Origin of the sequence: Paraburkholderia sp. GV068, from assembly GCF_003058125.1 — a bacterium.
Taxonomy (GTDB): Bacteria; Pseudomonadota; Gammaproteobacteria; order Burkholderiales; family Burkholderiaceae; genus Paraburkholderia; species Paraburkholderia graminis.
This window is the reverse complement of record NZ_QBUB01000007.1, coordinates 212,152-233,296: the sequence shown is the minus strand read 5'-3', so window position 1 is coordinate 233,296 and position 21,145 is coordinate 212,152. Positions and strand designations below refer to the sequence as shown.

General features: G+C 64.2%; 22 protein-coding genes and 1 riboswitch. Of the genes, 9 read left to right on the top strand and 13 right to left on the bottom strand.

Going from position 1 to position 21,145, the window contains the following annotated elements; genetic code table 11:
* Positions 1–10: 10 nt before the first annotated feature.
* The 6 genes from C8K18_RS16855 to arsH all read right to left on the bottom strand — a co-directional run bounded on the left by C8K18_RS16855 (position 11) and on the right by arsH (position 5,973).
* A complete protein-coding gene (locus C8K18_RS16855; protein ID WP_107708396.1) occupies positions 11–1,438 on the bottom strand; it encodes an MdtA/MuxA family multidrug efflux RND transporter periplasmic adaptor subunit in 1,428 nt (475 codons plus the stop codon).
* A gap of 429 nt (positions 1,439–1,867) precedes the next feature.
* On the bottom strand, positions 1,868–2,704 hold the full coding sequence (locus tag C8K18_RS16850; RefSeq protein ID WP_107708394.1) for an IclR family transcriptional regulator: 837 nt from the start codon (positions 2,702–2,704) through the stop codon (positions 1,868–1,870).
* 464 nt (positions 2,705–3,168) lie between these two features.
* Positions 3,169–4,242, bottom strand: coding sequence for an ACR3 family arsenite efflux transporter (gene arsB, locus C8K18_RS16845; protein WP_107708392.1), 1,074 nt, complete (start codon positions 4,240–4,242; stop codon positions 3,169–3,171).
* Positions 4,243–4,244: 2 nt separating this feature from the next.
* Positions 4,245–4,760, bottom strand: coding sequence for an arsenate reductase ArsC (locus tag C8K18_RS16840; protein WP_107708390.1), 516 nt, complete (start codon positions 4,758–4,760; stop codon positions 4,245–4,247).
* Between the two features lie 64 nt (positions 4,761–4,824).
* Positions 4,825–5,175, bottom strand: a complete 351-nt coding sequence (locus C8K18_RS16835) for a helix-turn-helix transcriptional regulator (protein ID WP_006052955.1) — start codon at positions 5,173–5,175, stop codon at positions 4,825–4,827.
* Between the two features lie 9 nt (positions 5,176–5,184).
* Positions 5,185–5,973: an arsenical resistance protein ArsH gene (gene arsH, locus C8K18_RS16830; protein ID WP_006052954.1), complete on the bottom strand. Its 789-nt coding sequence runs from the start codon at positions 5,971–5,973 to the stop codon at positions 5,185–5,187.
* A 217-nt stretch (positions 5,974–6,190) separates the two neighbouring features.
* On the opposite strand from arsH, the gene C8K18_RS16825 reads away from it, so the two are divergent.
* Both C8K18_RS16825 and arsN2 read left to right on the top strand, forming a co-directional pair.
* The gene (locus C8K18_RS16825) at positions 6,191–7,453 is read left to right on the top strand and encodes an MFS transporter (RefSeq protein ID WP_181324918.1); all 1,263 of its coding nucleotides are present in this window, start codon (positions 6,191–6,193) and stop codon (positions 7,451–7,453) included.
* Between the two features lie 44 nt (positions 7,454–7,497).
* Complete coding sequence (arsN2, locus tag C8K18_RS16820) at positions 7,498–7,926, top strand: arsenic resistance N-acetyltransferase ArsN2 (RefSeq protein ID WP_244230980.1); 429 nt, start codon at positions 7,498–7,500, stop codon at positions 7,924–7,926.
* A gap of 64 nt (positions 7,927–7,990) precedes the next feature.
* Here arsN2 and C8K18_RS16815 read toward each other — a convergent pair whose 3' ends face one another.
* A complete protein-coding gene (locus tag C8K18_RS16815; RefSeq protein ID WP_006052951.1) occupies positions 7,991–8,443 on the bottom strand; it encodes a DUF3597 domain-containing protein in 453 nt (150 codons plus the stop codon).
* Positions 8,444–8,678: 235 nt separating this feature from the next.
* On the opposite strand from C8K18_RS16815, the gene C8K18_RS16810 reads away from it, so the two are divergent.
* Entirely contained in the window at positions 8,679–8,957 is a 279-nt protein-coding gene (locus C8K18_RS16810) for a YqjD family protein (RefSeq protein ID WP_029969205.1), read from the top strand.
* Positions 8,958–9,080: 123 nt separating this feature from the next.
* On the opposite strand, the gene C8K18_RS16805 is transcribed toward C8K18_RS16810, so the two are convergent.
* The 3 genes from C8K18_RS16805 to C8K18_RS16795 form a co-directional block, all read right to left on the bottom strand.
* The gene (locus C8K18_RS16805) at positions 9,081–9,554 is read right to left on the bottom strand and encodes a PRC-barrel domain-containing protein (RefSeq protein ID WP_006052949.1); all 474 of its coding nucleotides are present in this window, start codon (positions 9,552–9,554) and stop codon (positions 9,081–9,083) included.
* Positions 9,555–9,630: 76 nt separating this feature from the next.
* A complete protein-coding gene (gene crcB / locus C8K18_RS16800) occupies positions 9,631–10,011 on the bottom strand; it encodes a fluoride efflux transporter CrcB (protein ID WP_006052948.1) in 381 nt (126 codons plus the stop codon).
* 75 nt (positions 10,012–10,086) lie between these two features.
* A riboswitch (Fluoride riboswitch) is annotated at positions 10,087–10,192 on the bottom strand.
* Between the two features lie 89 nt (positions 10,193–10,281).
* Positions 10,282–11,484 (bottom strand): ammonium transporter, encoded by a 1,203-nt coding sequence (locus C8K18_RS16795; protein WP_107708387.1) that lies wholly within the window; start codon positions 11,482–11,484, stop codon positions 10,282–10,284.
* 418 nt (positions 11,485–11,902) lie between these two features.
* Here C8K18_RS16795 and C8K18_RS16790 point away from each other — a divergent pair, with 418 nt between their 5' ends.
* Complete coding sequence (locus C8K18_RS16790) at positions 11,903–13,603, top strand: ATP-binding protein (protein WP_029969211.1); 1,701 nt, start codon at positions 11,903–11,905, stop codon at positions 13,601–13,603.
* Between the two features lie 172 nt (positions 13,604–13,775).
* Here C8K18_RS16790 and C8K18_RS16785 read toward each other — a convergent pair whose 3' ends face one another.
* Together C8K18_RS16785 and C8K18_RS16780 are read right to left on the bottom strand one after the other, a co-directional pair.
* Positions 13,776–14,102: a hypothetical protein gene (locus tag C8K18_RS16785; protein ID WP_006052945.1), complete on the bottom strand. Its 327-nt coding sequence runs from the start codon at positions 14,100–14,102 to the stop codon at positions 13,776–13,778.
* 117 nt (positions 14,103–14,219) lie between these two features.
* Positions 14,220–14,801: a DJ-1/PfpI family protein gene (locus C8K18_RS16780; RefSeq protein ID WP_029969212.1), complete on the bottom strand. Its 582-nt coding sequence runs from the start codon at positions 14,799–14,801 to the stop codon at positions 14,220–14,222.
* A gap of 209 nt (positions 14,802–15,010) precedes the next feature.
* Here C8K18_RS16780 and C8K18_RS16775 point away from each other — a divergent pair, with 209 nt between their 5' ends.
* From C8K18_RS16775 to C8K18_RS16760, 4 genes are all read left to right on the top strand, one after another.
* Entirely contained in the window at positions 15,011–15,487 is a 477-nt protein-coding gene (locus C8K18_RS16775; protein ID WP_107708386.1) for a hypothetical protein, read from the top strand.
* A gap of 123 nt (positions 15,488–15,610) precedes the next feature.
* Positions 15,611–16,066: an Rrf2 family transcriptional regulator gene (locus tag C8K18_RS16770; RefSeq protein ID WP_006052942.1), complete on the top strand. Its 456-nt coding sequence runs from the start codon at positions 15,611–15,613 to the stop codon at positions 16,064–16,066.
* A 163-nt stretch (positions 16,067–16,229) separates the two neighbouring features.
* Complete coding sequence (locus C8K18_RS16765; RefSeq protein WP_107708385.1) at positions 16,230–16,877, top strand: NAD(P)-dependent oxidoreductase; 648 nt, start codon at positions 16,230–16,232, stop codon at positions 16,875–16,877.
* Positions 16,878–17,065: 188 nt separating this feature from the next.
* The gene (locus tag C8K18_RS16760) at positions 17,066–19,777 is read left to right on the top strand and encodes a mechanosensitive ion channel family protein (RefSeq protein ID WP_107708384.1); all 2,712 of its coding nucleotides are present in this window, start codon (positions 17,066–17,068) and stop codon (positions 19,775–19,777) included.
* A 95-nt stretch (positions 19,778–19,872) separates the two neighbouring features.
* Here C8K18_RS16760 and C8K18_RS16755 read toward each other — a convergent pair whose 3' ends face one another.
* The gene (locus tag C8K18_RS16755; protein WP_374710133.1) at positions 19,873–20,505 is read right to left on the bottom strand and encodes a cysteine dioxygenase; all 633 of its coding nucleotides are present in this window, start codon (positions 20,503–20,505) and stop codon (positions 19,873–19,875) included.
* A gap of 132 nt (positions 20,506–20,637) precedes the next feature.
* On the opposite strand from C8K18_RS16755, the gene C8K18_RS16750 reads away from it, so the two are divergent.
* Positions 20,638–21,105: an Lrp/AsnC family transcriptional regulator gene (locus C8K18_RS16750; RefSeq protein ID WP_006052938.1), complete on the top strand. Its 468-nt coding sequence runs from the start codon at positions 20,638–20,640 to the stop codon at positions 21,103–21,105.
* The last annotated feature ends 40 nt before the right edge of the window (positions 21,106–21,145 follow it).

Here is a 21,145-nt window from a genome sequence, read left to right as displayed (position 1 = left end):
TGCCGTGCCTTTATTGCGACGCTTGCGACGCGTGCCTGCCGTGATGCGCGCGCGCGCCGGAGGCGCCCGAAGCGGCCGAAGCAGCCCACGCGCCCGATGCGCCCGACGCGCCACGCGCGCCCGAAGCGCCGCGCGGCTTGTCGGCCGGAATGGTGATCTTCGCGCCTTCCTTCAGGCGGTCCGAACCGTCGATCACGACGCGCTCGCCGACCTGCAAGCCCGACTTGATGCTGGTGCGCTCGCCGTCGACGGGCCCGATTTTCACCGGCCGCACGGTGACCGTGTTGTCGGCTTTCACGACATACACGAACTGGCCCATCGAGCCGTTGAGCACCGCCGAGGTCGGCACGATCACCGCGTCCTTGATCGTATTGACGAGCAGGCGTGTGTTGACGAACTGATTCGGGAACAGCAGGTTGCTGCTGTTCTGAAAGAGCGCGCGCAGCTTCACCGTCCCGGTGGTGGTGTCGATCTGGTTGTCGAGCGTCTCGAGCGCGCCGCCTTCGAGCGACTTCGTGTTGCTGCGGTCGTACGCGGTGACAGACAGCTTGGCGCCGGTTTGCGTCTGCTCGAGAATCTGCTGGAGGTTGTCTTCCGACGTGGTGAAGATCACGCTGATGGGCTGCAACTGCGTAATCACGACGATGCCGTTGGTCAGGCTCGGCGTCACGTAGTTGCCCGGATCGACCTGGCGCAAGCCGACGCGCCCCGACACCGGCGCGGTAATGCGCGCATACACGAGGTCGAGCTTGAAGGTGTCGACGTTGGCCTTGTCCGACTTCACGGTGCCTTCGTACTGACGCACGAGCGACGCCTGCGTATCGACCTGCTGGCTCGCAATCGAATCTTGCGCGAGCAGCGTCTGATAGCGCTTCAGGTCCAGACGCGCGGTTTGCAGCAGCGCTTCGTCGCGGGCGAGCGTGCCTTGGGCGTTGTCGAGCGAGATCTGATAAGGGCGCGGGTCGATCTGCGCGAGCAGGTCGCCCTTCTTGACCATCTGGCCTTCCTTGAAGTAGACGTCCTGCAGGATGCCGCTCAACTGCGGCAGAACGGTCACGCTCGCGAGCGGCGTGACGGTGCCGAGCGCGGTCAGCACGACCGGCATTTCGCCTTGCGTCGCCGTCGCGACATGAACCGGCTGCGGCATGTTGGCCATGCCGCCGGGACCGCCGCGGCCGGCCCGGCCGCTATGCGTGCCGCTCGCGCCCGGCGCCGACGCGCCGTCCGGCGAGCCCCACGGATGCCAGCGCCACAGCACGAAGCCGAGGATCAGCAGCGCGAGGACAATCAGCGCGATATTGCGGCCGCGATGGCTCTTGACGACGCCAGGCGGTGTGTCCCGCTTGTCCGTCGGACGGCCTGGAGCGCCGCCGGGGGACTTCGGGGAAGCCGGAGCGGCGGGGCGTGAAGTTTCCGAATGCTGTTGTTGTTCGTCCATCGGTTCGGTCAGTGACTGGCTTGGAAGTGAGGCGTACGCGCGATTGTGCCGCATCGCGGCCTGGCGCTTGTTGGGCGATTGCCGGGCGCGTGCCTGACGCTCACACTTGCGGATCGCATGACAGGCGGTCTCGACAGCGGACCGGCCGCGCAGATTCACCGCGATGCTACCGGAGATGCAAGCGAAGAGGCTTGCGCCGCGCGCCTAAGGTGAAGGCCGCGCATGCCGGGCTCCGGCAGGCTGTATCAGGCGCCTCGCGCCGCACTGCGCGGGCGCCCCGCGACAGGAATGCATGATCCTACGTCCCGCGCTCTGTAACAGTCCACCCGTGTATTTTTCTTTTGATTACGCCGGTTACAGGATGGAGACAGTGTCGGTGACGGGATCGCAGCGGTCCGGTTGAAGCGGGCGGCTGGCGGCGCGGCGCTTTCAGTTGTCGAGGCGGCGCCCTGGCGTGCCGCCGATTTCCAGCACGATGCGCGCGACGCAATCGAGCAGATCGGGCCCCGCGCGGCTGATGAGCCAATCGCGCGGGCACTGGTCGGCCGAGCCGCCGCAGTTGACGGCGTAGCGCTCGCCCGACGGCCCGGTGAACCCGAGCGCGATGGCGTTCAGGCCGTCGTACCACTCGCCGGTCGCGACGGCAAAACCGCGCTCGATGGTTTCCTGCAGCGCCGTTTCGAGCGGGCCGCCGACGTGGCCCCAGTCGTCGCCTTCGGCGGCCTGCAGGCCGGTCAGCAGTTTCGCGCGATCCGGCTCGTCGAGCGCGGCGAGATACGCGCGGCCGATCGCGGTGCGGCTCAGGCTCATGCGCGCGCCGACTTCGAGGCGCGACACGAGCACGGCCGAGCGCGGCCGGATCACGTCGATCACCACCATGTCGAGACGGTCGCGCACCGCGAGATGCACGGAGAGCCGCGTGCGCTCGGCGAGTTCGATCAGAAAGGGCCGGGCGCGCGCGCGAATGTCGAAGTTGCGCAAGAAGCCGTTGCTCAGTTCAAGCACCGACGACGTCAGCACGAAGCGTTCGCTGTCGGGCAGCCGGAACAGGAAGCCGGTGCCGACGAGCGTCGCCGTGATTCGCGACACCGTGGGTTTGGGAATGCCCGTGATTTCGGTCAGCTCGCGATTGCTGAGCGGCGCGTCCGCCGCGGCAACGGAGCGCAGCACCGTCAGGCCGCGCGCCAGCGCGGTGACCTCGTCGCCGGAGCCGTCTTTGTCCTTGACGGTCTCGGCGGCGGAGCGGGATCGCGTTCGTGGATTCATGTAAATTGTGGAACGATATTTCAGATTACCAGCGCCGGGACGGACAGCGGAGCGCGCGGGTTTGGCACGCCGCAATGCGCCGCCGTGAGCGCCTTGTCACAGATTTCTTCGTATTATTCATTGTATCGGAATTTTTTTCCGCGGCGCGCGGCGGCTGTTTAGATTTTGCTTGACTTAGTCAGCATAACCATAAAAAATGGAACCTCATTTCGAAAGAAAGTAGCAGGGTTGGCGGTTTCTTGCCGCGAGCGTTGGCTTTCCACCGTGCCAATGCGGTGAGTTGGCTCCCGGTCTGCCGCGGCAATCAAATGCTTTGCACCGCGTAGTTCGCGTGACCGCCCGGTCGCCTGGTTCTCTTCGAAATACCGTCTCTCAGGTTCTAGCACGGCCCTCGGAATGGCTAGAACTTTTCAAGGCGCTACGGAAACGTGGCGCCTTTTTTTTGTGCGCGCGGCTGAGCTCGCTCAGGACTCTCGTTGATACCAGCGCCGCGACGAGTTGACGACTTTCACGACTGCGAGCATCACCGGCACTTCGATGAGCACGCCAACCACAGTGGCTAGCGCCGCCCCGGACTTCAGGCCAAAGAGACTGATTGCCGTTGCCACAGCCAGCTCGAAGAAATTCGACGCGCCGATGAGACACGACGGCGCGGCGACTTCATGCGACACGCCCAGTTGCCGATTCGCCAGGTAGGCGAGCGAAGCGTTCACCACAACCTGAATCAGGATCGGCACTGCAAGCAGAAGGATCACAACCGGCTGCGCGATGATCTGCTCGCCCTGGAAGGCAAACAGCAACACGAGCGTCAGCAAAAGCGCCGCGATGGAGAACGGTCCGATCTTCGTCAGCGCGCGTTGGAACGCCGCCTCGCCCTGGCGCAAAAGCGCCCTGCGGACAAGCTGCGCGATGATGACCGGCACGACGATGTAGAGCACCACCGAAGTCAGCAACGTATCCCACGGTACGGCGATGTTCGAGATGCCCAGCAACAGGCCAACCACGGGCGCGAACGCGAACACCATGATCAGGTCGTTCAGCGCGACCTGCGACAACGTGAAGTACGGGTCGCCCTTCGTTAATTGACTCCAGACGAAGACCATCGCGGTGCAAGGTGCTGCGGCCAGCAAAATCAGCCCGGCGACGTAGCTGTCCAACTGGTCGGCGGGCAAGAGCGACGCAAACGCGTGCCGCACGAAGACCCACGCGAGGAAGGCCATCGTGAACGGCTTCACCGCCCAGTTGATGACCAGCGTCACGCCGATGCCCCTGAGTTGAGTCCGCACCTTGCCGAGCGACGCGAAGTCGATGCGTAACAGCATCGGAATAATCATTACCCAGATCAGAATGCCGACGGGGATGTTGACGTGGGCCAATTCGAGCATCGACACGGTGTGGACTGCGCCGGGCAACAGCTTGCCAAGCACGATGCCAACCACGATACAGAGCGCGACCCACAGCGACAAATAGCGCTCGCAAAATCCGATGCCGCCTGGCGCGCGCCGCGCGGCTTTCGCGACGGTTTGACTGCCCGCCATCGTTACTCTCCCTTCTCACGCAGCGACGTGCCGATACTTTGCATCTGCTGCTGGATGGCGAGACCGTCGAGCTTTTCGAGCGGGAGATTCGTGAAAAGCTCTATGCGCTTTTTCATCTGCACGAAGGCTTGCAGGAATGCCTCGCGCTTGTCGTCGTCCGAACCTTTTGCCTTCGATGGGTCCGCGACGCCCCAATGTGCTTTCGCAGGATGGCCCGGCCAGATCGGGCAGACTTCACCGGCTGCATCGTCGCAGACTGTGAAGATGAAGTCCATTTGCGGCGCGCCGTCTTTAGCGAATTCGTCCCAGCTCTTGCTGCGCAGCCGGTCCGTTTCGATACCTTGCGATTTGAGCAAGGCGATTGCGTAGGGGTTCGGCGCCGTTCCCGGATGACTGCCCGCGCTGTACCCGACAAAGCGGTCACCGGCGAGCTGATTAAGCGCAGCCTCGGCAAGGATGGAACGCGCCGAGTTGTGGGTGCAAAGGAACAAGACGTTGTACTTTCGGTTTTCTGTCACACATTTCTCCTGACGACGTCTCGCCGCGATTGAGTTTTAAATCGACATCTGCAGAAGCGCTTCACTAAGGCTTCCTCCACGCCTGGGTCTCATTGATCGCGCAGTCGCATTGCTCTGCCTGATCCGCGGCGCAACAGTTCTCCATCAGGAAGTCCATGAGCGTCAGCATGTGGTCATAACTGGCGCTGTAAATGATGAACCGCCCCTGACTTTTTCCCTCGATAAGCCCCGCGTGCGCAAGCTCCTTCAGATGGAACGACAGCGTCGGCGCGGGCAGTCCCATTTGTTCGGCGATGGCGCCCGGACTCATGCCCGAGGGGCCCGCCGTAACCAGAAGGCGGAAGACGGCGAGGCGAGTCTCATGCGCGAGCGCTGCCAGCGCCTTGACTGCGAGCTTCGAATCGAACGTTGCCATGACGTACCTTTATTGGTTGCTCGTCTGTGCTTCTTTCCGCGAATGGTCGGTAATTGCCTGCGATGTTGGGTCGGTCACCAAGTCGGTCGCCGGGTCGAGCAGACGGTCTTCCTTCACGCGTTCGCTGTACCGGTCGACGAGATAATCGGCGCGGCCGCGAAGCAGCAGCGTGAACTTCACGAGTTCTTCCATGACGTCGACGAGGCGGTCGTAATACGAGGACGGTTTCATTCGCCCGTTCTCTTCGAACTCTTCAAACGCCTTGGCTACCGACGACTGATTGGGAATGGTGAACATGCGCATCCATCGTCCGAGCTGCCGCAGTTGATTGACGGAGTTGAACGACTGCGAACCGCCACTGACCTGCATGACGGCAAGCGTGCGCCCCTGTGTCGGGCGGATGCCGCCGCTGACGAGCGGCAGATGATCGATCTGCGTCTTTATCAAACCGGTGATCGTGCCGTGGCGCTCGGGGCTGCACCACACGTGTCCTTCGGACCACAGCGACAACTCGAGCAACTCTTTTACTTTCGGATGGTTCTTCACGTCGACGTCGTCTGCATGCGGCAGACCGCGCGGATCGAAAATCCGCGTTTCAGCGCCGAACGTCTGCAGCAGGCGGGCGGCTTCCTCGACTAGCAGCCGCGAATACGAGCGTTCACGCAGCGAACCGTAGAGCAGCAAAATCCTCACGGGCGGTTGCCCATTCATGCCGAGGCGCGCTGCGATATCGGTGTCGAAAAAATCTGTCCTGGCGGCCGGAAAGCTGTGGTCGTCTTTCGTTGCATCAACGGTCATCTGATTACCTTGCTATTTGATCTTTGCAATTGCACACGGATGTTTGGCGAGTCAACGCGGGCATTGCGGCGGATGACGAGCAATACATCACTGTTGGTGCTTTGCATTCTATGACGTTTCCGGTATTCTGGAAATGTCAAAGTAACGACCACGGCGTGAAAAGAAAGGCTGCACTCCGGACCTTTAATCCACGAAGCCAAATGAAAGGCCAAAAAAATTGAGCACGACGTCGAATCCGGACGAGAGCGCAAGAGCCGACACAGAAACAACGGACAGTCGCGACAGACTGGTGACGTGGGCACTAGCCGTCGCTCAACTCGTATCGTGGGGCTCCGTCTACTATTCCTTTTCGCTGCTGGTCGTGCCAATGGAGCAGGCCATGGGCTGGAGCCGGACGGCGATGAACGCGGCGCTTTCCGTGGGCTTACTCGTTTCGGGCGTCGCGGCCTATCCGATCGGCCGCTGGATCGACCACGGATTTGGCCGCCGCGTCATGGCCCTCGGCTCGATCATCGCCGCGGCGATGCTGCTGCTGTGGGCCGATGCGCAATCGTTGACGGTGCTCTTCGTCGTGTGGATTGGCCTGGGCGTTTCGATGGCCGCCACGTTTTATGACCCGGTGTTCGCGGTCGTGACGCACCGTTATCCGCGAAGCTTCCGCACCAAGATCACGCTCATTACATTGGTCGCCGGATTCGCGAGCACGGTCTTTATTCCGTTGACGCAGTTCCTCGTTGGCGCCGTCGGCTGGCGCACGTCGCTTGTTGTCCTCGCCGCATTGAATGTGTTTATATGCCTTCCTGTTCACGTGGCGGCAATCCGTTCATCGAGGCTTGACGCCGAAGCACGGCCGACCAGCGCCGAAGTGAAACAGACGAACGATGCCGCTACGCAACGCGCGCTTCGTTCGCCCGTTTTCTGGGCGCTCGCCGTCTGCTTCACCGCCTACTACGCGACGTTCGCCGCGCTCACATTTCATCTCGTGCCGCTCATGGTCGAGCGCGGCATATCGAACGCAGTGCTCGTGACAACCATGGCGCTCATCGGACCGGCGCAGGTCGCCGCTCGAGCAATCTGGTTCATGTTCGGTCGAGGGGTGCATATCAGCACGGTGGGTATCGTCATCGTGACGTTGTTCCCGGTCTCGACGCTTATCCTGATCGGCGCGGGTCATTCGGCCGCGCTGCTATGGCTCTTCGCGCTGTGCTACGGCGCTGCGAATGGGATGATGACGATCCTTCGCGGCACCATTGTTCAGGACCTGATGTGGACCGAAGGCTACGGCGCGGTCAGTGGCATGCTTTCGTTTCCGTCCAACGTTGCGAAGGGCGTAGCACCGATTGCCGCTGCCAGCATATGGAGCTTTACGCACGGTTACGTGGCCGTCGAGTGGACAGTGTTTCTCGTCTCGATACTGTCGGCAATTGCTTTCTTTGCGGCTATCCGGTTTAGCCGACACGCGACAGTCCGAGCCGCCTGACTTCGCTTCAGGGATCGTCACAGGGGACAACATCGACTATGAAGATGCGCGCTGCACAAAGCGAAGACCTTGAGGCCATCAAGGCATTGCTCGCAGAAAACGAACTCCCGGTCGCCGATGTGAATGCAGCCATGCTCGCGGACTTCCTCGTCGCGGAAGACGAGGGTGGGAGGATTGTCGGCAGCGTTGGGCTCGAGCGGTTGGGAGTCGATGCGTTGCTACGCTCGCTGGCAGTCGCGCGGACCGCTCGTCACGCGCGATTGGGCACCATGCTGGTCGCTCATGCAGAGTCGATGGCGCGAGCGTCGGACATATCCGACTTGTGGCTGCTTACGACGACCGCGGCCGGGTTCTTCAGGCGCATGGGCTACGTGGATGTCGACAGAAGCAAAGTGGCCGCGGAAGTGAAGTCCACCACGCAGTTCGCGCAACTGTGTCCGGCGACTGCCGCTTGCATGAGGAAGACGTTGTAGCAATCGGTCGCGCGAAAAGCCGCGGGTGACCGCGGCGTTGCACACCAACTATCGCGCCGGCCTATCAGCTCTTCAGATCGTCCGGCACCTTGCCGCCGTTCTCCGCGAGCTTCTGCATGACCTGCTTGTGCAGCCACATGTTCATCGCGGCCGAGTCTTCCGTGCTGCCGGTGTAGTGCAGTTCCGACGCGAGCTCCTTACGCGCGGCAAGGCTGCTGTCGAGACCGAGCAGTTTCAGCAGATCGACAATCGATGTGCGCCAGTTCAACTTTTCGCCGCTGCTTTCCTGCATTTTCGCGAGCACCGCTTCGACGTCGACGGTCGGCATCGGCGTGACAGGCGGTTGCGAATTGCCGGCGGCCGTGGTGGATGGCGTGGCCGGCGTGCCCGCCGGAGCGCTCGCGCTGCCGGGTGCCGCAGTGGGCGAGGCCGCCGCGCCGGCCGCTGCGCCGGAGCCGGTGTTGGCCGGATGATCGTGCGGGAAAATCTTGTTGAGAATGCTTGAAAAAATGCTCATGTGTCGCTCCTCGTTCGTACCGGCCAATGCGGCCGGCCTTCACGGAGCGCAATGGCTGTGCCTGTGCGGCCGGCTTCGGCATAGATGCCGTCGTCTGCTGGGGCGCAGTCACTGATCAGACATTTGCGTGCGCAGTAAAAAAGCATCGCCATCCTAACTAATAACGATAAGCCGCACGCGAGGCACAAGGTTTGCTGAACGTTGTCCACTCAACGCAAAGAGAGGGAGGTTGAAAATGGCCGAGTCTTATCAATCCACCAGTTCCGGTTCCGCCGATGCGTCGCGCGACGACAGCCTCGCGGGACGACCCAACGGCAGCGACGAATTGCGTGCCCGCAGCACGATGAAACTCTCGGAATTGAAGGACAAACTTGCTGACGCGCAGGACGTGGTCAAAACGAAATATCGCGTCGTGTCCGAATCGACCGATGATTTCGTTCACGACAGTCCGTGGAAAGCGGTGACGATGGCGCTGATCGGCGGGCTCATCATCGGCATGCTGGCTGCGCGCTAACTCACGCGCGTTGCGCCATGTGAAGAGGGATCGTGCGTTGCTTGCGCGCGATCCATGCCACCGCATTGCGACGCGGTGGCATGGTCAGTCAGACGCGCGCTCCTTCGCGAGCGTCATCCTGCATTAGTGTTCGCTTGGCCGGATGGCCGGGTCGTCCTCGACGACGCCGCGTGTCGCGGACCAATACGGTTCCCGGTTGTAGTAGCTGTACGTCGATTCGCCCCAGGCACGGTCGGCCATCGACGGCCAGTGGTCCTTGTCGAAACCCGGGTCGTCCTTCAGGCGCTGTGCGGTGATGTCGACGAAGAAGCACTTCTGGTCGGTGTCGAGCGTCAGCGCACTCCACGGAATGGCGTGCAGGTTCGCGCCCATCCCGAGAAAACCGCCTTCCGACAGCACCGCGTAGGCGATGCGTCCGTTGCGCACGTCGAGCATGATGTCGGAGATCTTGCCGACATGTTCACCATCCGACGACATCACCTTCGTTCCGTCCAGCGTGGCAGCCGCCATGACTTCCGGCCCCGGACCTTCGCCGATGCCGCCGCCGACAATCTTCGCTCCGCCTCGAGTGGCGCCTTGCGGGTTGATTGAGCCCATCTTTCACCTCCTTAACGAAAAGGGTGCGTCCGAAGGTGCGCAAGCGATGTGCCCGCCCGGCGGCAAAACCGCTCTCTCAACGCGATAAAAGCGCGACCGTGGCGATGCCGAGAACCGTCATGCAAAGCGATGCGCCGACGTGGATCGCGACTTCGCCCGCGGCCCAGCCGAGGCGGCCGTCCTGCAGATGCTGCACGACTTCGGCGGAGAAGGTCGAGAAGGTGGAGAGTCCGCCCATCATCCCGGTGATCACGAAGAGCCGCCATTCCGGCGCGATCTGCGGCGCGCGCGCAAAGCCGGCGACGGCCACGCCGATCACGTAGCCGGCGATCACATTGGCGGCAAAGGTGCCGAGCGGCAGCGACGGAAATAGCGCATTCAGACGCAGGCCGAGAAACCAGCGAAACAGCGAACCGAGCGCACCGCCGATAGCGACGGCCAAGATGGACCAGTACATGAGTGGACTTTGCTGAAACCGGAGTCGACAAGCCGGGCTGAGCGGGAAGACGCGATGCCGCCTCCGCATGGGTCCGGGGAAGCAGGCATCATCAGCACGAGGCGGTTAATGGATTGGCGCGAGCGTGTGCGTTGAAGCGCACGCCGGACACCCATTGGAGAATGCCATCTCCAGCGCGCAAGTCTAACATTCGGCGGCTCTATGGGGACAGGTCGGACCAGGCCGCGGCTTGCCCACGAGCATTGGCTTGCGCCCACGCGAGCCGCTGCGTCAGCCGAGGCTTTCGCGCTCCGGCGTCGCGGAAATCTTGTGGATCGACAGGTCGGCTCCGTTGTATTCGTCCTCCTGGTCGAGCCGCAGGCCCACCGTCAGGCGAATCGCGCCGTACACGAGCGTGCCGCCGAGCGTCGCCACGACAATCCCGCCGAGCGTGCCGAGCACCTGCGCGCCGAACGACACGCCGCCCATTCCGCCGAGCGCCCGCAAGCCGAAGATGCCCGCCGCGACGCCGCCCCACGCGCCGCACAGACCGTGCAGCGGCCACACGCCGAGCACGTCGTCGATGCGCCAGCGGTTTTGCACGCACGTGAACATATAGACGAACAGCACGCCGGCGATGCCGCCCGTGACGAGTGCGCCGAGCGGATGCATCAGGTCCGAGCCGGCGCATACGGCGACCAGCCCGGCGAGCGGCCCGTTGTACGTGAAGCCCGGATCGTTGCGGCCCGCGAGCCAGGCGGTCAGCGTGCCGCCGACCATCGCCATCAGCGAATTGACGGCGACGAGTCCGCTGATCTTGTCGACGGTCTGCGCGCTCATCACGTTAAAGCCGAACCAGCCGACGGCCAGCACCCACGCGCCGAGCGCCAGAAACGGAATATTCGACGGCGGATGCGCGGCAATCCCGCCGTCGCGGTGATAGCGGCCGTGGCGCGCGCCGAGCAGCAGCACGGCCGGCAACGCGACCCAGCCGCCGAACGCGTGCACGACGACCGAACCGGCGAAGTCGTGGAACGGCACGCCGAACATCTGCGCGATCCACGCCTGCACGCCGAAGCGCTCGTTCCACGCGATGCCTTCGAAGAACGGATAGACGAAGCCGACCAGCACGAAGGTCGCGAAAAGCTGCGGATTGAACTTCGAGCGCTCGGCGATGCCGCCCGAGACGATCGCGGGAATCGCGGCGGCGAACGTCAGCAGGAAAAAGAAGCGCACGAGCGCGTAGCCGTTGTGCGCGGCGAGCGTCCCGGCGTTGTCGAAGAACTGCACGCCGTACGCGATCGTGTAGCCGATAAAGAAATAGGCGATCGTGGAGACCGAGAAGTCCACCAGAATCTTGACCAGTGCGTTGACCTGGTTCTTCTTGCGCACGGTGCCGAGCTCGAGAAAGGCGAATCCCGCGTGCATCGCCAGCACCATGGCGGCCCCGAGCAAAAGAAAGAGCGTATCGGTGCCGGTTTTCAAGCTAGCCATCGGTTGTTTCCGCTTATGCCAAAAAGTCGGGCATTGGATGCAAGAAGCGGGCCAAAAAGGTGCTTGTCCGGCGAACGCAGTGCAAACGGGCACCGGATTGGGATTGTCGCCTGCGACGGCGAGCCCCGAGTCGCGCAGTCTGCACCTTCAATGCACGCGTCCAAGCACAAAAGATGTGCGGAAACGTCCCGTTTTGGTTCCTATGATCCATTACGGGTCCAAAGTTTTCGTCCGGCTTACGGGCGCGGCGTCGAGCCTGAAGGTGTGCGAGCACATCGGTGCAGCCCGACCTGCAGCCTGCATCGACACGCCTGCCGCCAAAGTTTGGGCGCTAGCCCGACCCTTTGTTTCCGCAGCAAACGCCGACATAATGTCCCGTCCCGTACACGACTGGCGGCCCACCTTCCAATGCGCTCGCATGCGACTTACCACTAAAGGCCTGCTGCTGATCGCGATTCCGGCGGTCTTCGAACTGGCGCTTCTGTCAGGACTGGTCAAGGCGCAGTCCGACGCGGCCGACGCCGAGCGCTGGGCCGTCCACGGTCAGGAAGTGCTGCGCCAGACCACGTCGATTCTCGATCCGGTACTCGGCGAGTCTGTCGCGCTGCGCGGCGCGGTGCTTGCCGGCGACAACCACTTTGTGACACCGCTCTCCGTCTGGGTCGATGTCGACCGGCGGATCGATCAGCTCGCGGAACTCGTCTCGGACAACCCGGCCGAGGTCGAACGCGTCGTCCAGGTACGCCAGGCGGTGCAGGCCTATCGGCAATGGTCCGACCGCATGCAGGACATGCTGCGCTCGGGGCGCGGCAACGACATCGTCGAGCGCTTCGGCGATCTTGCGCAGACCGACGTGCTCGACCGCTTTCGCCAGCAGGTGGCCGCCTTCCAGGCGGAAGAGCGGCGTCTCGACAGCCAGCGCGCCAATGCCGCCGACGCCGCGCGCGAGCGGCAACAGGCGCTGGTCGGCGCGGCGGTGTTCGGCTCTCTGCTGTTTGTGGCGCTGGCCGTGTGGCTTTTCACGCGCGGCTTGCGTGGCCGGCTTGCGGTCCTGTCGGACAACGCCGGGCGCCTTGCCGGCAACGAGCCGCTCGCGCCGATCGGGCCGGGCCACGACGAAATCGCGCAACTCGACCTGACCTTGCACGAGACCAGCCGGCGTCTTCTCGAAGCCGAGCGCATCCAGGCGCGCTTTCAGGCGGACCTTGCGCGCCGCGCGGACGAGCTTGCGCGCATCAACGAGACGCTGCGGCAGCAGACGCAGGAAAACGAGATGTTCATCTACAGCGTGTCGCATGATCTGCGTGTGCCGCTCGTCAATCTGCAGGGCTTTTCGAAGGAACTGATCCGCGCGTGCGACGAACTGCGCGCGGCCCTGAGCGATTCGTCGATCGACGCGCAGATGCGGCAACGCATCGAGCGCGTGGTCGACGAGGACATCGGCGAAGCGCTGCATTATCTGCAGACGGCGGTGCTGCGCGCGTCGCACATCATCGACGCGTTGTTGCGGCTGTCGCGCATCGGCCGCGTCGAATACCGGCATCAGAAAGTCGAGGTGCGCGATATCGTGCCGCGCGTGATCGACGCGATGCAGGGCTCGATCCGCGCGCGGCGGGCACAGGTGCAGGTGAGCGACTTGCCGGCCGTGTGGGGCGATCCGACCGCGCTCGAGCAGGTGTTCGCGAATCTGATCGGCAATGCGGTGAATTATCTGGACCCGTCGCGCGAAGGCCGGATCGAAATCGGCACGACGCCCGCGCCGCCGGGCGTTCAGTCGCTGCGGATCTTTTACGTGCGCGACAACGGCCTGGGCATTCCGGCGATCGCGCTGCCGCGGCTATTCAACGCGTTTCAGCGCTTGCACGGCACGGCGGCCGCGGGCGAGGGGATTGGGCTCGCGCTGGTGCGGCGCGTCGTCGAGCGGCACGGCGGGCGGGTCTGGGCGGAGTCGGCCGAAGGCGTGGGCACGACGTTCTATCTGTCGCTGCCCGAAGCGGGGGCCCGGCCGGCGGCGGGGCGAGCGCGTGAAGGCGGTGAAGGGCGCGGCGGGCGACCGCTATCCGTGGCGGCCAACGATCAGGCGATGGACAAGCCGGGGAATCTGCGGATGGGCCCGTAAGGGCTGACGTGGGTTGCAGTCGAGCGGGTGATGCGGGAGCACCCGCGACGGCCTGCGGACGGCGCAGGCGCGAGCGAATCGAAAATCAGGAAGGTTGCGTGAAGCGGAAACCGAGGTGATGGCTCGGAACCGATCAGGATGGTGGGCCAGCGTGACCGCAGGCTACATCAGCTCAGCAAGAAGCAAACAAACGGCGCGACTTCAGCAGTTGCCGGCCGCGAACCGACCAGTAGCACGCGCAGGCAAGCAGAACGGCGACCACGACGAGCACCTGGTAGAGCGTGGGGCGCAGGCCGAGCAGGCCGTCGAGCGCGAACACGCAGCGCGCCAGAATCAACAAAGCCGCCCAGACCGAGCAGGCTGCCAGCACCAGCATTCGCGTGCCGGCGAGGCGCCGCGCGCGGTTTTCACGAGCCCAGCCGGCCGGCGTGCGCGCGCAGCGAAAAGCAATCGCGATCAACGCGACGGCGAGAATGACGATCCAGTCGGTAAGTTCCATCGAAAAGCGCTCCACAAGTCAGCCCGTGACTATAGGAAGGCCCTCCGGCGCGAACCATAGGACGACTCTCAAATGCCGCGCGCGACCGCCGTGGCCGCCCGCGGCATTTGAGCCGGCTCAAAGCTCGATACGCGTGCCGAGCAGAACGAGGAATTGACGCAGCCATTCGGGATGCGCGGGCCACGCGGGCGCCGTCACGAAGTTGCCGTCGGTGATCGCGGCGTCGACGGGAATGTCGGCGTACTCGCCGCCGGCCAGCTTCACCTCGGGCGCGCAGGCCGGATACGCGGAGATGCGCTTGCCGCGGATCACGTCCGCGGCCGCGAGCAACTGCGCGGCGTGACAGATCGCGGCGATCGGTTTGCCGGCTTCGGCGAACTGCCGCACGATGTCGATGACTTTCGGATTGAGCCGCAGATACTCGGGCGCGCGCCCGCCGGCAATCGCGAGCGCATCGTACTGACGCGGATCGGCGTCTTCGAACGATGCGTTCAGCGCGAACAGATGCCCCGGCTTTTCGGTGTAGGTCTGATCGCCCTCGAAATCATGAATCGCGGTCTTGATCCGGTCGCCGGCCTTCTTGTCCGGGCACACCGCGTCGACCACGTGTCCGACTGCCTGCAGCGCCTGAAACGGCACCATCGTTTCGTAATCCTCGGCGAAATCGCCGGTGAGAAACAGAATCTTCTTTGCCGCCATCGTATGCCTCCAGTGGGTCAAGTGAACACAGCAATGCTCGATTGCGTTGGCCAGTCTACCGCACAAGCTTTGACAGAACCGCGACGGCCGCCGCCCGCCGTGCGCGTCGATTTATCGCGCATGAAGCCGTTGTCCGGCAGGCGGCGGCAACAGCGTATGATGAGCGCGTTTTCGTCAGAGAGGCCGCTTCGCGCGGTTCACATACACACATGAATTCATCCATCCGTTCGCCGTTGCTGCGCCGTGCCGCCGTGGTCCTGTTCGTATTCGCCGGTCTCGCGGCCTGCCAGAAGAACGATGCGTCGGCGGGGCAGGTTGCCGGCAAGCTCAACGACGCCGCGCAGGCCGCGTCGCAGAAGCTCGATCAGGCCGCGAGCTACGTCGGCCAGAAGGTCGACGAAACCAAATCCGCGGCGCAGCAGAACATTCAATCGGCTTCGGCGCCGACGGTCACGATCGATCCGAATGCGCTCGCGTCGAGCGCTCAGGCCAATCTGCAGAACGCCGCCAGCGCGGCGCAGGCGCAGCTCGGCAAAGCCGCGTCGCTGACCGGCGAGAGCCTGGAAAACGCGGGGCGCAAACTGCAGCAGTGGTCGGCGCAAAGCTCGGCTTCGTCGACGAGCGCAGCGGCTTCGTCGTCCGGTTCGGGCTACGGCGGCGATGCGCAAAAGCAGATGGACAAGTGAGATGCGCGTGAGCCGATTCCATCGCGCGCGTTCGTGCGTTCGGCCGGGAAGAGCGGACGGGTTTGACAGTGCCGATAAATGTAATTACTATGGTTACACATTGTCGTCGCAGGGCGGGTTGTTGTGAACACCAGTAGCCGGTTTGCATTTGCGGTGCATGTGCTCGCGCTGTTGTCTTTGCAGGAGGGCACGCCGCTTTCGTCGGAGATGATCGCGGGCAGCGTGAATACGAATCCCGCGCTGATCCGGCGGCTTTTGACCATGCTGGCCGAAGCCGGCCTCACGACCTCGCAGCTCGGCGCGGGCGGCGGCGCGCTGCTCGCCCGCGCGCCCGAGCAGATTTCGCTGCTCGACGTGTACCGCGCAGTCGACGACGCGCAGCTCTTCGCGCTTCATCGCGAGGAGCCGAATCCGGCGTGCATGGTGGGGCGCAACATCCAGGTCGTGCTGCGCGGAATCATCGACGAAGCGCAGCAGGCGATGGAGGCGTCGCTCGCGCAGCGCACGTTGGCCGACGCGACGGCGGACTTGCTGCGCGCGGAGCGAGCGCGCGAACGCAAGCGGCGGCCGCATGGATGACGCGGGTGCTTGGCGCAGAAACCGCGTTCGCCGATGATTGCTAATGCGCATGCAATGAGCGCGCAATAAGCGCGGAATGACAGACGGGGGCCGAGGCCCCTCTTTTTTGCGGCATATATGTAATCATCTTGGTTACATATAAACAAATGACAGGAGCATTGAAATGAGCAGGCAGTTGAAGATCGCATTGTTCGGCGCGACCGGCATGATCGGTTCGCGAATTGCGGCCGAAGCGGCGCGTCGCGGGCATCAGGTCACGGCGCTTGCGCGCAATCCCGCGCGCGTTCCGGCCGACGTGCCCAATCTCAAAGCGGCGCAGGCCGATCTGCTCGACGCGGCGAGCGTGGGCGCAGCGGTGCGCGGTCACGATGTGGTGGCGAGCGCATATGCGCCGCCGCAAGGCGACGTCGGCGTGCTGGACAAGGCGACTCGCGCGCTGGTCGAAGGTGTGCGCGCGGCGGGCGTGAAGCGGCTCGTGGTGGTGGGCGGCGCGGGCTCGCTCGAAGTCGCGCCCGGCAAACAGCTCGTCGATAGCGAAGGTTTCCCGGATGCCTACAAGGCCGTCGCGCTCGCGCATCGCGATGCGCTCGGCTACTACCGCAGCGTCGCCGATCTCGACTGGACGTTCTTTTCGCCGGCCGCGATCATCGCGCCGGGTGAGCGCACGGGTACGTTCCGCACCGGCACGAACTCGCTGATCGCCGACGCCGAAGGCAACAGCCGCATTTCCGCCGAGGATTACGCGATCGCGTTCGTCGACGAACTCGAGCAGAGCCGTTTCATCCGTCAGCTCGCGACGGTCGCTTATTGAAGGCGCCGCGTGCTTGCGCGGCGTGCGTGCCGCGCGGCGTGGGTGGCATGGTGCCGCGGCTCGTCACCCTCCGCGGCGCGCTGCACGCATGAAATCATGCAAGCGTCCTAACAATCCGTTACGCATGTCCGGTTGCGGGCGCGCCAACTGAGGCTACACTGGCGTCTCCCGTTTTCTCACGGATTGCCATGCAGTCATGCCCATCGCGGCGTGAATCCGAGGCTGCGCCGTCAAACGGCGGGCTTTCTTCGATTCACGCTGCATTTGTTCGTCTTTCCGCTTGCGTCGGATGGCCGCACGTCCGCGGCGGCGCTCGTGTGCGCGCGGGCGGGTCGGCTCGCAGATATGCGGCGCGAAGCGGTTCAATCAGCGCTTCGATCAGTGCGTGGCTTCGTGCCGTCATCAGCGCGTGTCCCGCCGCGATCGGAATCGCGCTTCTCGTCTGCATCGCATCGCTGCCTCTCGGCGCGCACGCCGCCGGCACTGCAGCCAGCAGCACGCCCGTCATTCCCGCGTTGCAGAGCCTGATCAACAGCGCGACGGTCGCGCCCGCGTCGGAGGCGTCCGGCGCATCGGCGGCCGAGGCCGCGTCGGCGCCGTCGCCCGCGAGCCAGGCGGAAATCGCGCGTTCGCTCGACAGCGTCATCGCCACGCTCGACAACGACCGCCAGCGCACCGCGCTCGTCGCGCAACTCAAAAAACTGCGCGACGTCTCGCGCACCGTCGGTCCGCTCGCGCCGGCGCCCGCGCAGCCGAGTCCCGGCTTGCTCGGCGCGATTGCGTCGGGCATCGCGTCGTTCGAATCGGACATGCATCAGGGCCGTACGCCCGTGCGCTACTGGGGCGGGCGCTTCAACGCGGCCGGCAACGAGCTTTACACCATCATCTCCGGGCAGGGGCCGGAGAGCTTCGGCCGCATTCTCCTGTCGATGTTCGCGATGCTGGCCGGCTGGGGCGCATGCGCGGCCGCGCTGATCTATTTGCAGCAGCGGCTGTACCGGCGCCTCGGCATCGTGATGGGACTGAATCCCAATCCGACGACACGCGAGCTGCTCGTCTTCGCGTTGCGGCGCGTGGGGCCGTGGATCATCGCGTTCGTCGCCGCGCTGCTGTTCGTGCGCGCGATGCCCGATGCGCTCGGCCGCACGCTCGGCATGGTGGTCGCCTATGCGATCGTCGCGGGCGCGGTGTTTTCGGCGATCTGCCTGATCATGTTTTCGCTGTTCGGCTCGGGGCACCGGCGCATCGCCGTGCGTCTGCTGATCGATCATGCGCGGCGCCTGCTGTTCGCGGTCGGCGTGTTCGGCGCGCTCGGCGACGCGGCGGTCAATTACGACGTCGCGCATCAACTCGGCACCAACCTGGCCGCACTCGTTTCGACCGCCGCCAACATGACGGCCGCCGTGCTCGCCGGCTATTTCGCGCTGGCGTTTCGCCGGCCGGTCGCGCACCTGATCCGCAACCGGCCTTACGAACAGCGCAACGATCACAAGGCCGCGACCGACGCCTTCGAGGTGCTCGCCGCGCTGTGGCACGTGCCGGTCCTCGTGCTGGCGACGGCGTCCGTGGTCGCCACGCTTGGCGGTTCGGGGTCGAGCGAAAACGTGCTGCAGATTTCGGTGGTGACCGCGCTGTTGCTCGTGCTCGCGTTCTTCCTGTCGGCCATCGTCCTGCGCATGACGCGCCCGCGCAGTCCGCGCGCGCGGCGCCGCTCGCCGTACCTCACGCGCTTGCTGCGTTTTTGCGGCACGTTGCTGACGCTTTTCATCTGGCTGTTTTTCTTCGAACTGGCGGCGCGTTTGTGGGGCGTGTCGCTGGCCGCGGTCGTCGAGGAAAACGTCGCGGCGCGCGGCATCGCACATGCGGTGACCGCGATCGTCGCGACGGTGTTCATCGCGTGGCTGCTGTGGATTCTCGTCGACACCGCGATCACGGAGGCGCTCAATCCCGGCAGCTCGCGCAACAAGTCGCGCAACCCGAGCACGCGGGCGCGCACGATGTTGCCGCTCGTGCGCAACGTGCTGCTCGTGAGCATCATGACGATCGCGGGCATCGTCACCGCGGCGAATCTCGGCATCAACGTGACGCCGCTGCTCGCAGGCGCCGGCGTGATCGGTCTCGCGATCGGCTTCGGCGCGCAGTCGCTCGTGACCGACCTGATCACGGGGCTTTTCATCATCATCGAAGACACGATTTCAGTGGGCGACTGGATCGATGTGGACGGCGGCCATGCGGGCACGGTCGAGCATCTGTCGATCCGCACGGTGCGCCTGCGCGACGGTCAGGGCGCGATTCACGCCATTCCGTTCTCGCAGATCAAGATCGTCAAGAACCTGTCGCGCGACTTCGCGTATGCCGTGTTCGAAGTGCGCATGTCGTTCTCTACCGACGTCGATGAAATCACGCAGATGATCCGCGAAGTCGGCGCCGACCTGATGGCCGACTTCCGTTACCGGCGTGAGATGCTCGGGCCGATCGAAGTGTGGGGCCTCGACCGTTTCGATCCGAACTGGATGGTCGTCAAAGGGCAGATCAAGACGCGGCCGCTGCAGCAATGGAGCGTGGCGCGGGCGTTCAATGCGCGGCTCAAGCGCAAGATGGACGAAGCCGGCATCGAGATTCCGGTGCCGCAGATGCGCTTGTTCACGTCGTCGAAAGACAGCGAGGGGCAGCCGTGGCGCGACGACAGTACACCGGACGAAACCGGACATGAAGAGCACGGCCACGAGTCCGGCCATGCTCGCCCGCACACGGAGAAAACGCTGCCGATGCGCGGCGCGCATCCGGCGGTAGCGGTGGCGCGCGACGTGTCGCATGAACCACGGCCGGCGCCGCCGGCGACCGCGCAAACGGCGCCGATTCCGCCGCAGGTTCCCACGGCGGGCGAAGGCAAGAGCTGATTATTCGGCGAGGGCAGAGGGCGCGAAGTTTTGTGCGTGTGTGTACGTATGTGCGTGCGCCTGTTCGTGCCTTGCCCGTGCTCGCCGTGCCGCTGTCAGACGAGCACGGGCGCGGCGCGCACTACATCGTTGACATGCGTGGCGATGCGCGCGCCGGGCACGCCGTAAATATGCAGCGACACGGCCGGCGCATCGCTGCAATTTTGCAGCCGATGAATGCTGCCGCGGCCGCCTCGCACGAACGACACCGCGCCTTGCCTGCGCGCCTGCGTGCGTTCAGCGCTCGCACACTGCTCGCGCTCGTTCCACTCAAAAACCGTTTCGCTCAACGCGCCGTCGATCACCGCGTATCCGCACCATGTGTGATGCGCATGCACGGGGCTCGCCTGATGCGGCTGCCAGACAAGCGCGGCGACCGCATAGCGGCCGTGCGGATCGGCGGCGAGCAGATGACGGCGGTAGTTCTCACTAGATCCTTCGCGCTGCGCGGGCGTCAGCAGCGCGGCGTCCGCAGCCGCTTCCGCGAGCGCGATACGCATGCTGCGCGCGAAGAAGCTCGAATGCGAAGGCTCGGCAAATTGGGCGCACGCTTCGAACATGGCGTCGAGCGCATCGCACAGGCGGGCGAGAGGCGCGGGCTGAGCGGCGCGCGAAGGCAGATCGTGCGCGGCGCAAGCTTGTGCGAACGTATCGAGGAGGGCGGCGGAGGAAGCGAGGTTGTGAGTCACGGTCGTTGAACGGCACTGGCTGCCGTGTTTTTCTTCGGATCAGGATTTATACCGTTTTGTCCGGAGAAAGAGTTTCCATATAATTCCCCCATCAATCTGAAAAGTAGAAAAATTTGCTAAAGGGGTGAGACGATGGGAATGGACATCATCGACAGGAAACTGCTCGAGTTGCTGCAGGAAGACGCGACCATGCCGATTGCCGAACTGGCGCAGCGCGTGAATCTGTCGCAAACGCCGTGCTGGAAGCGGCTGCAGCGTCTGAAGGAGACCGGTGTGATCCGTGGGCAAGTGGCGCTGTGCGATGCGCGCAAGCTTGGCGTCGGCACGACCGTGTTCGTCGCCGTGCGCACGAATCAGCACACGCAGGCGTGGGCGCAGACTTTCACGCAGGCGGTGCAGGACATTCCCGAAGTGGTGGAGGTTTACCGGATGAGCGGCGAGACGGATTACCTGCTGCGCGTGGTGGTTTCCGACATCGACGACTACGACCGCGTGTACAAGCTGTTGATCGCCGCCGTGCCGCTGTACGACGTCAGTTCGAGCTTCGCGATGGAGCAGATCAAATATTCGACGGCGCTGCCGGTGCGGTATAGCGCGTGACGGCGAGCGGGCGCGTAGCGATCGGCTTCGCGTCTCTGAC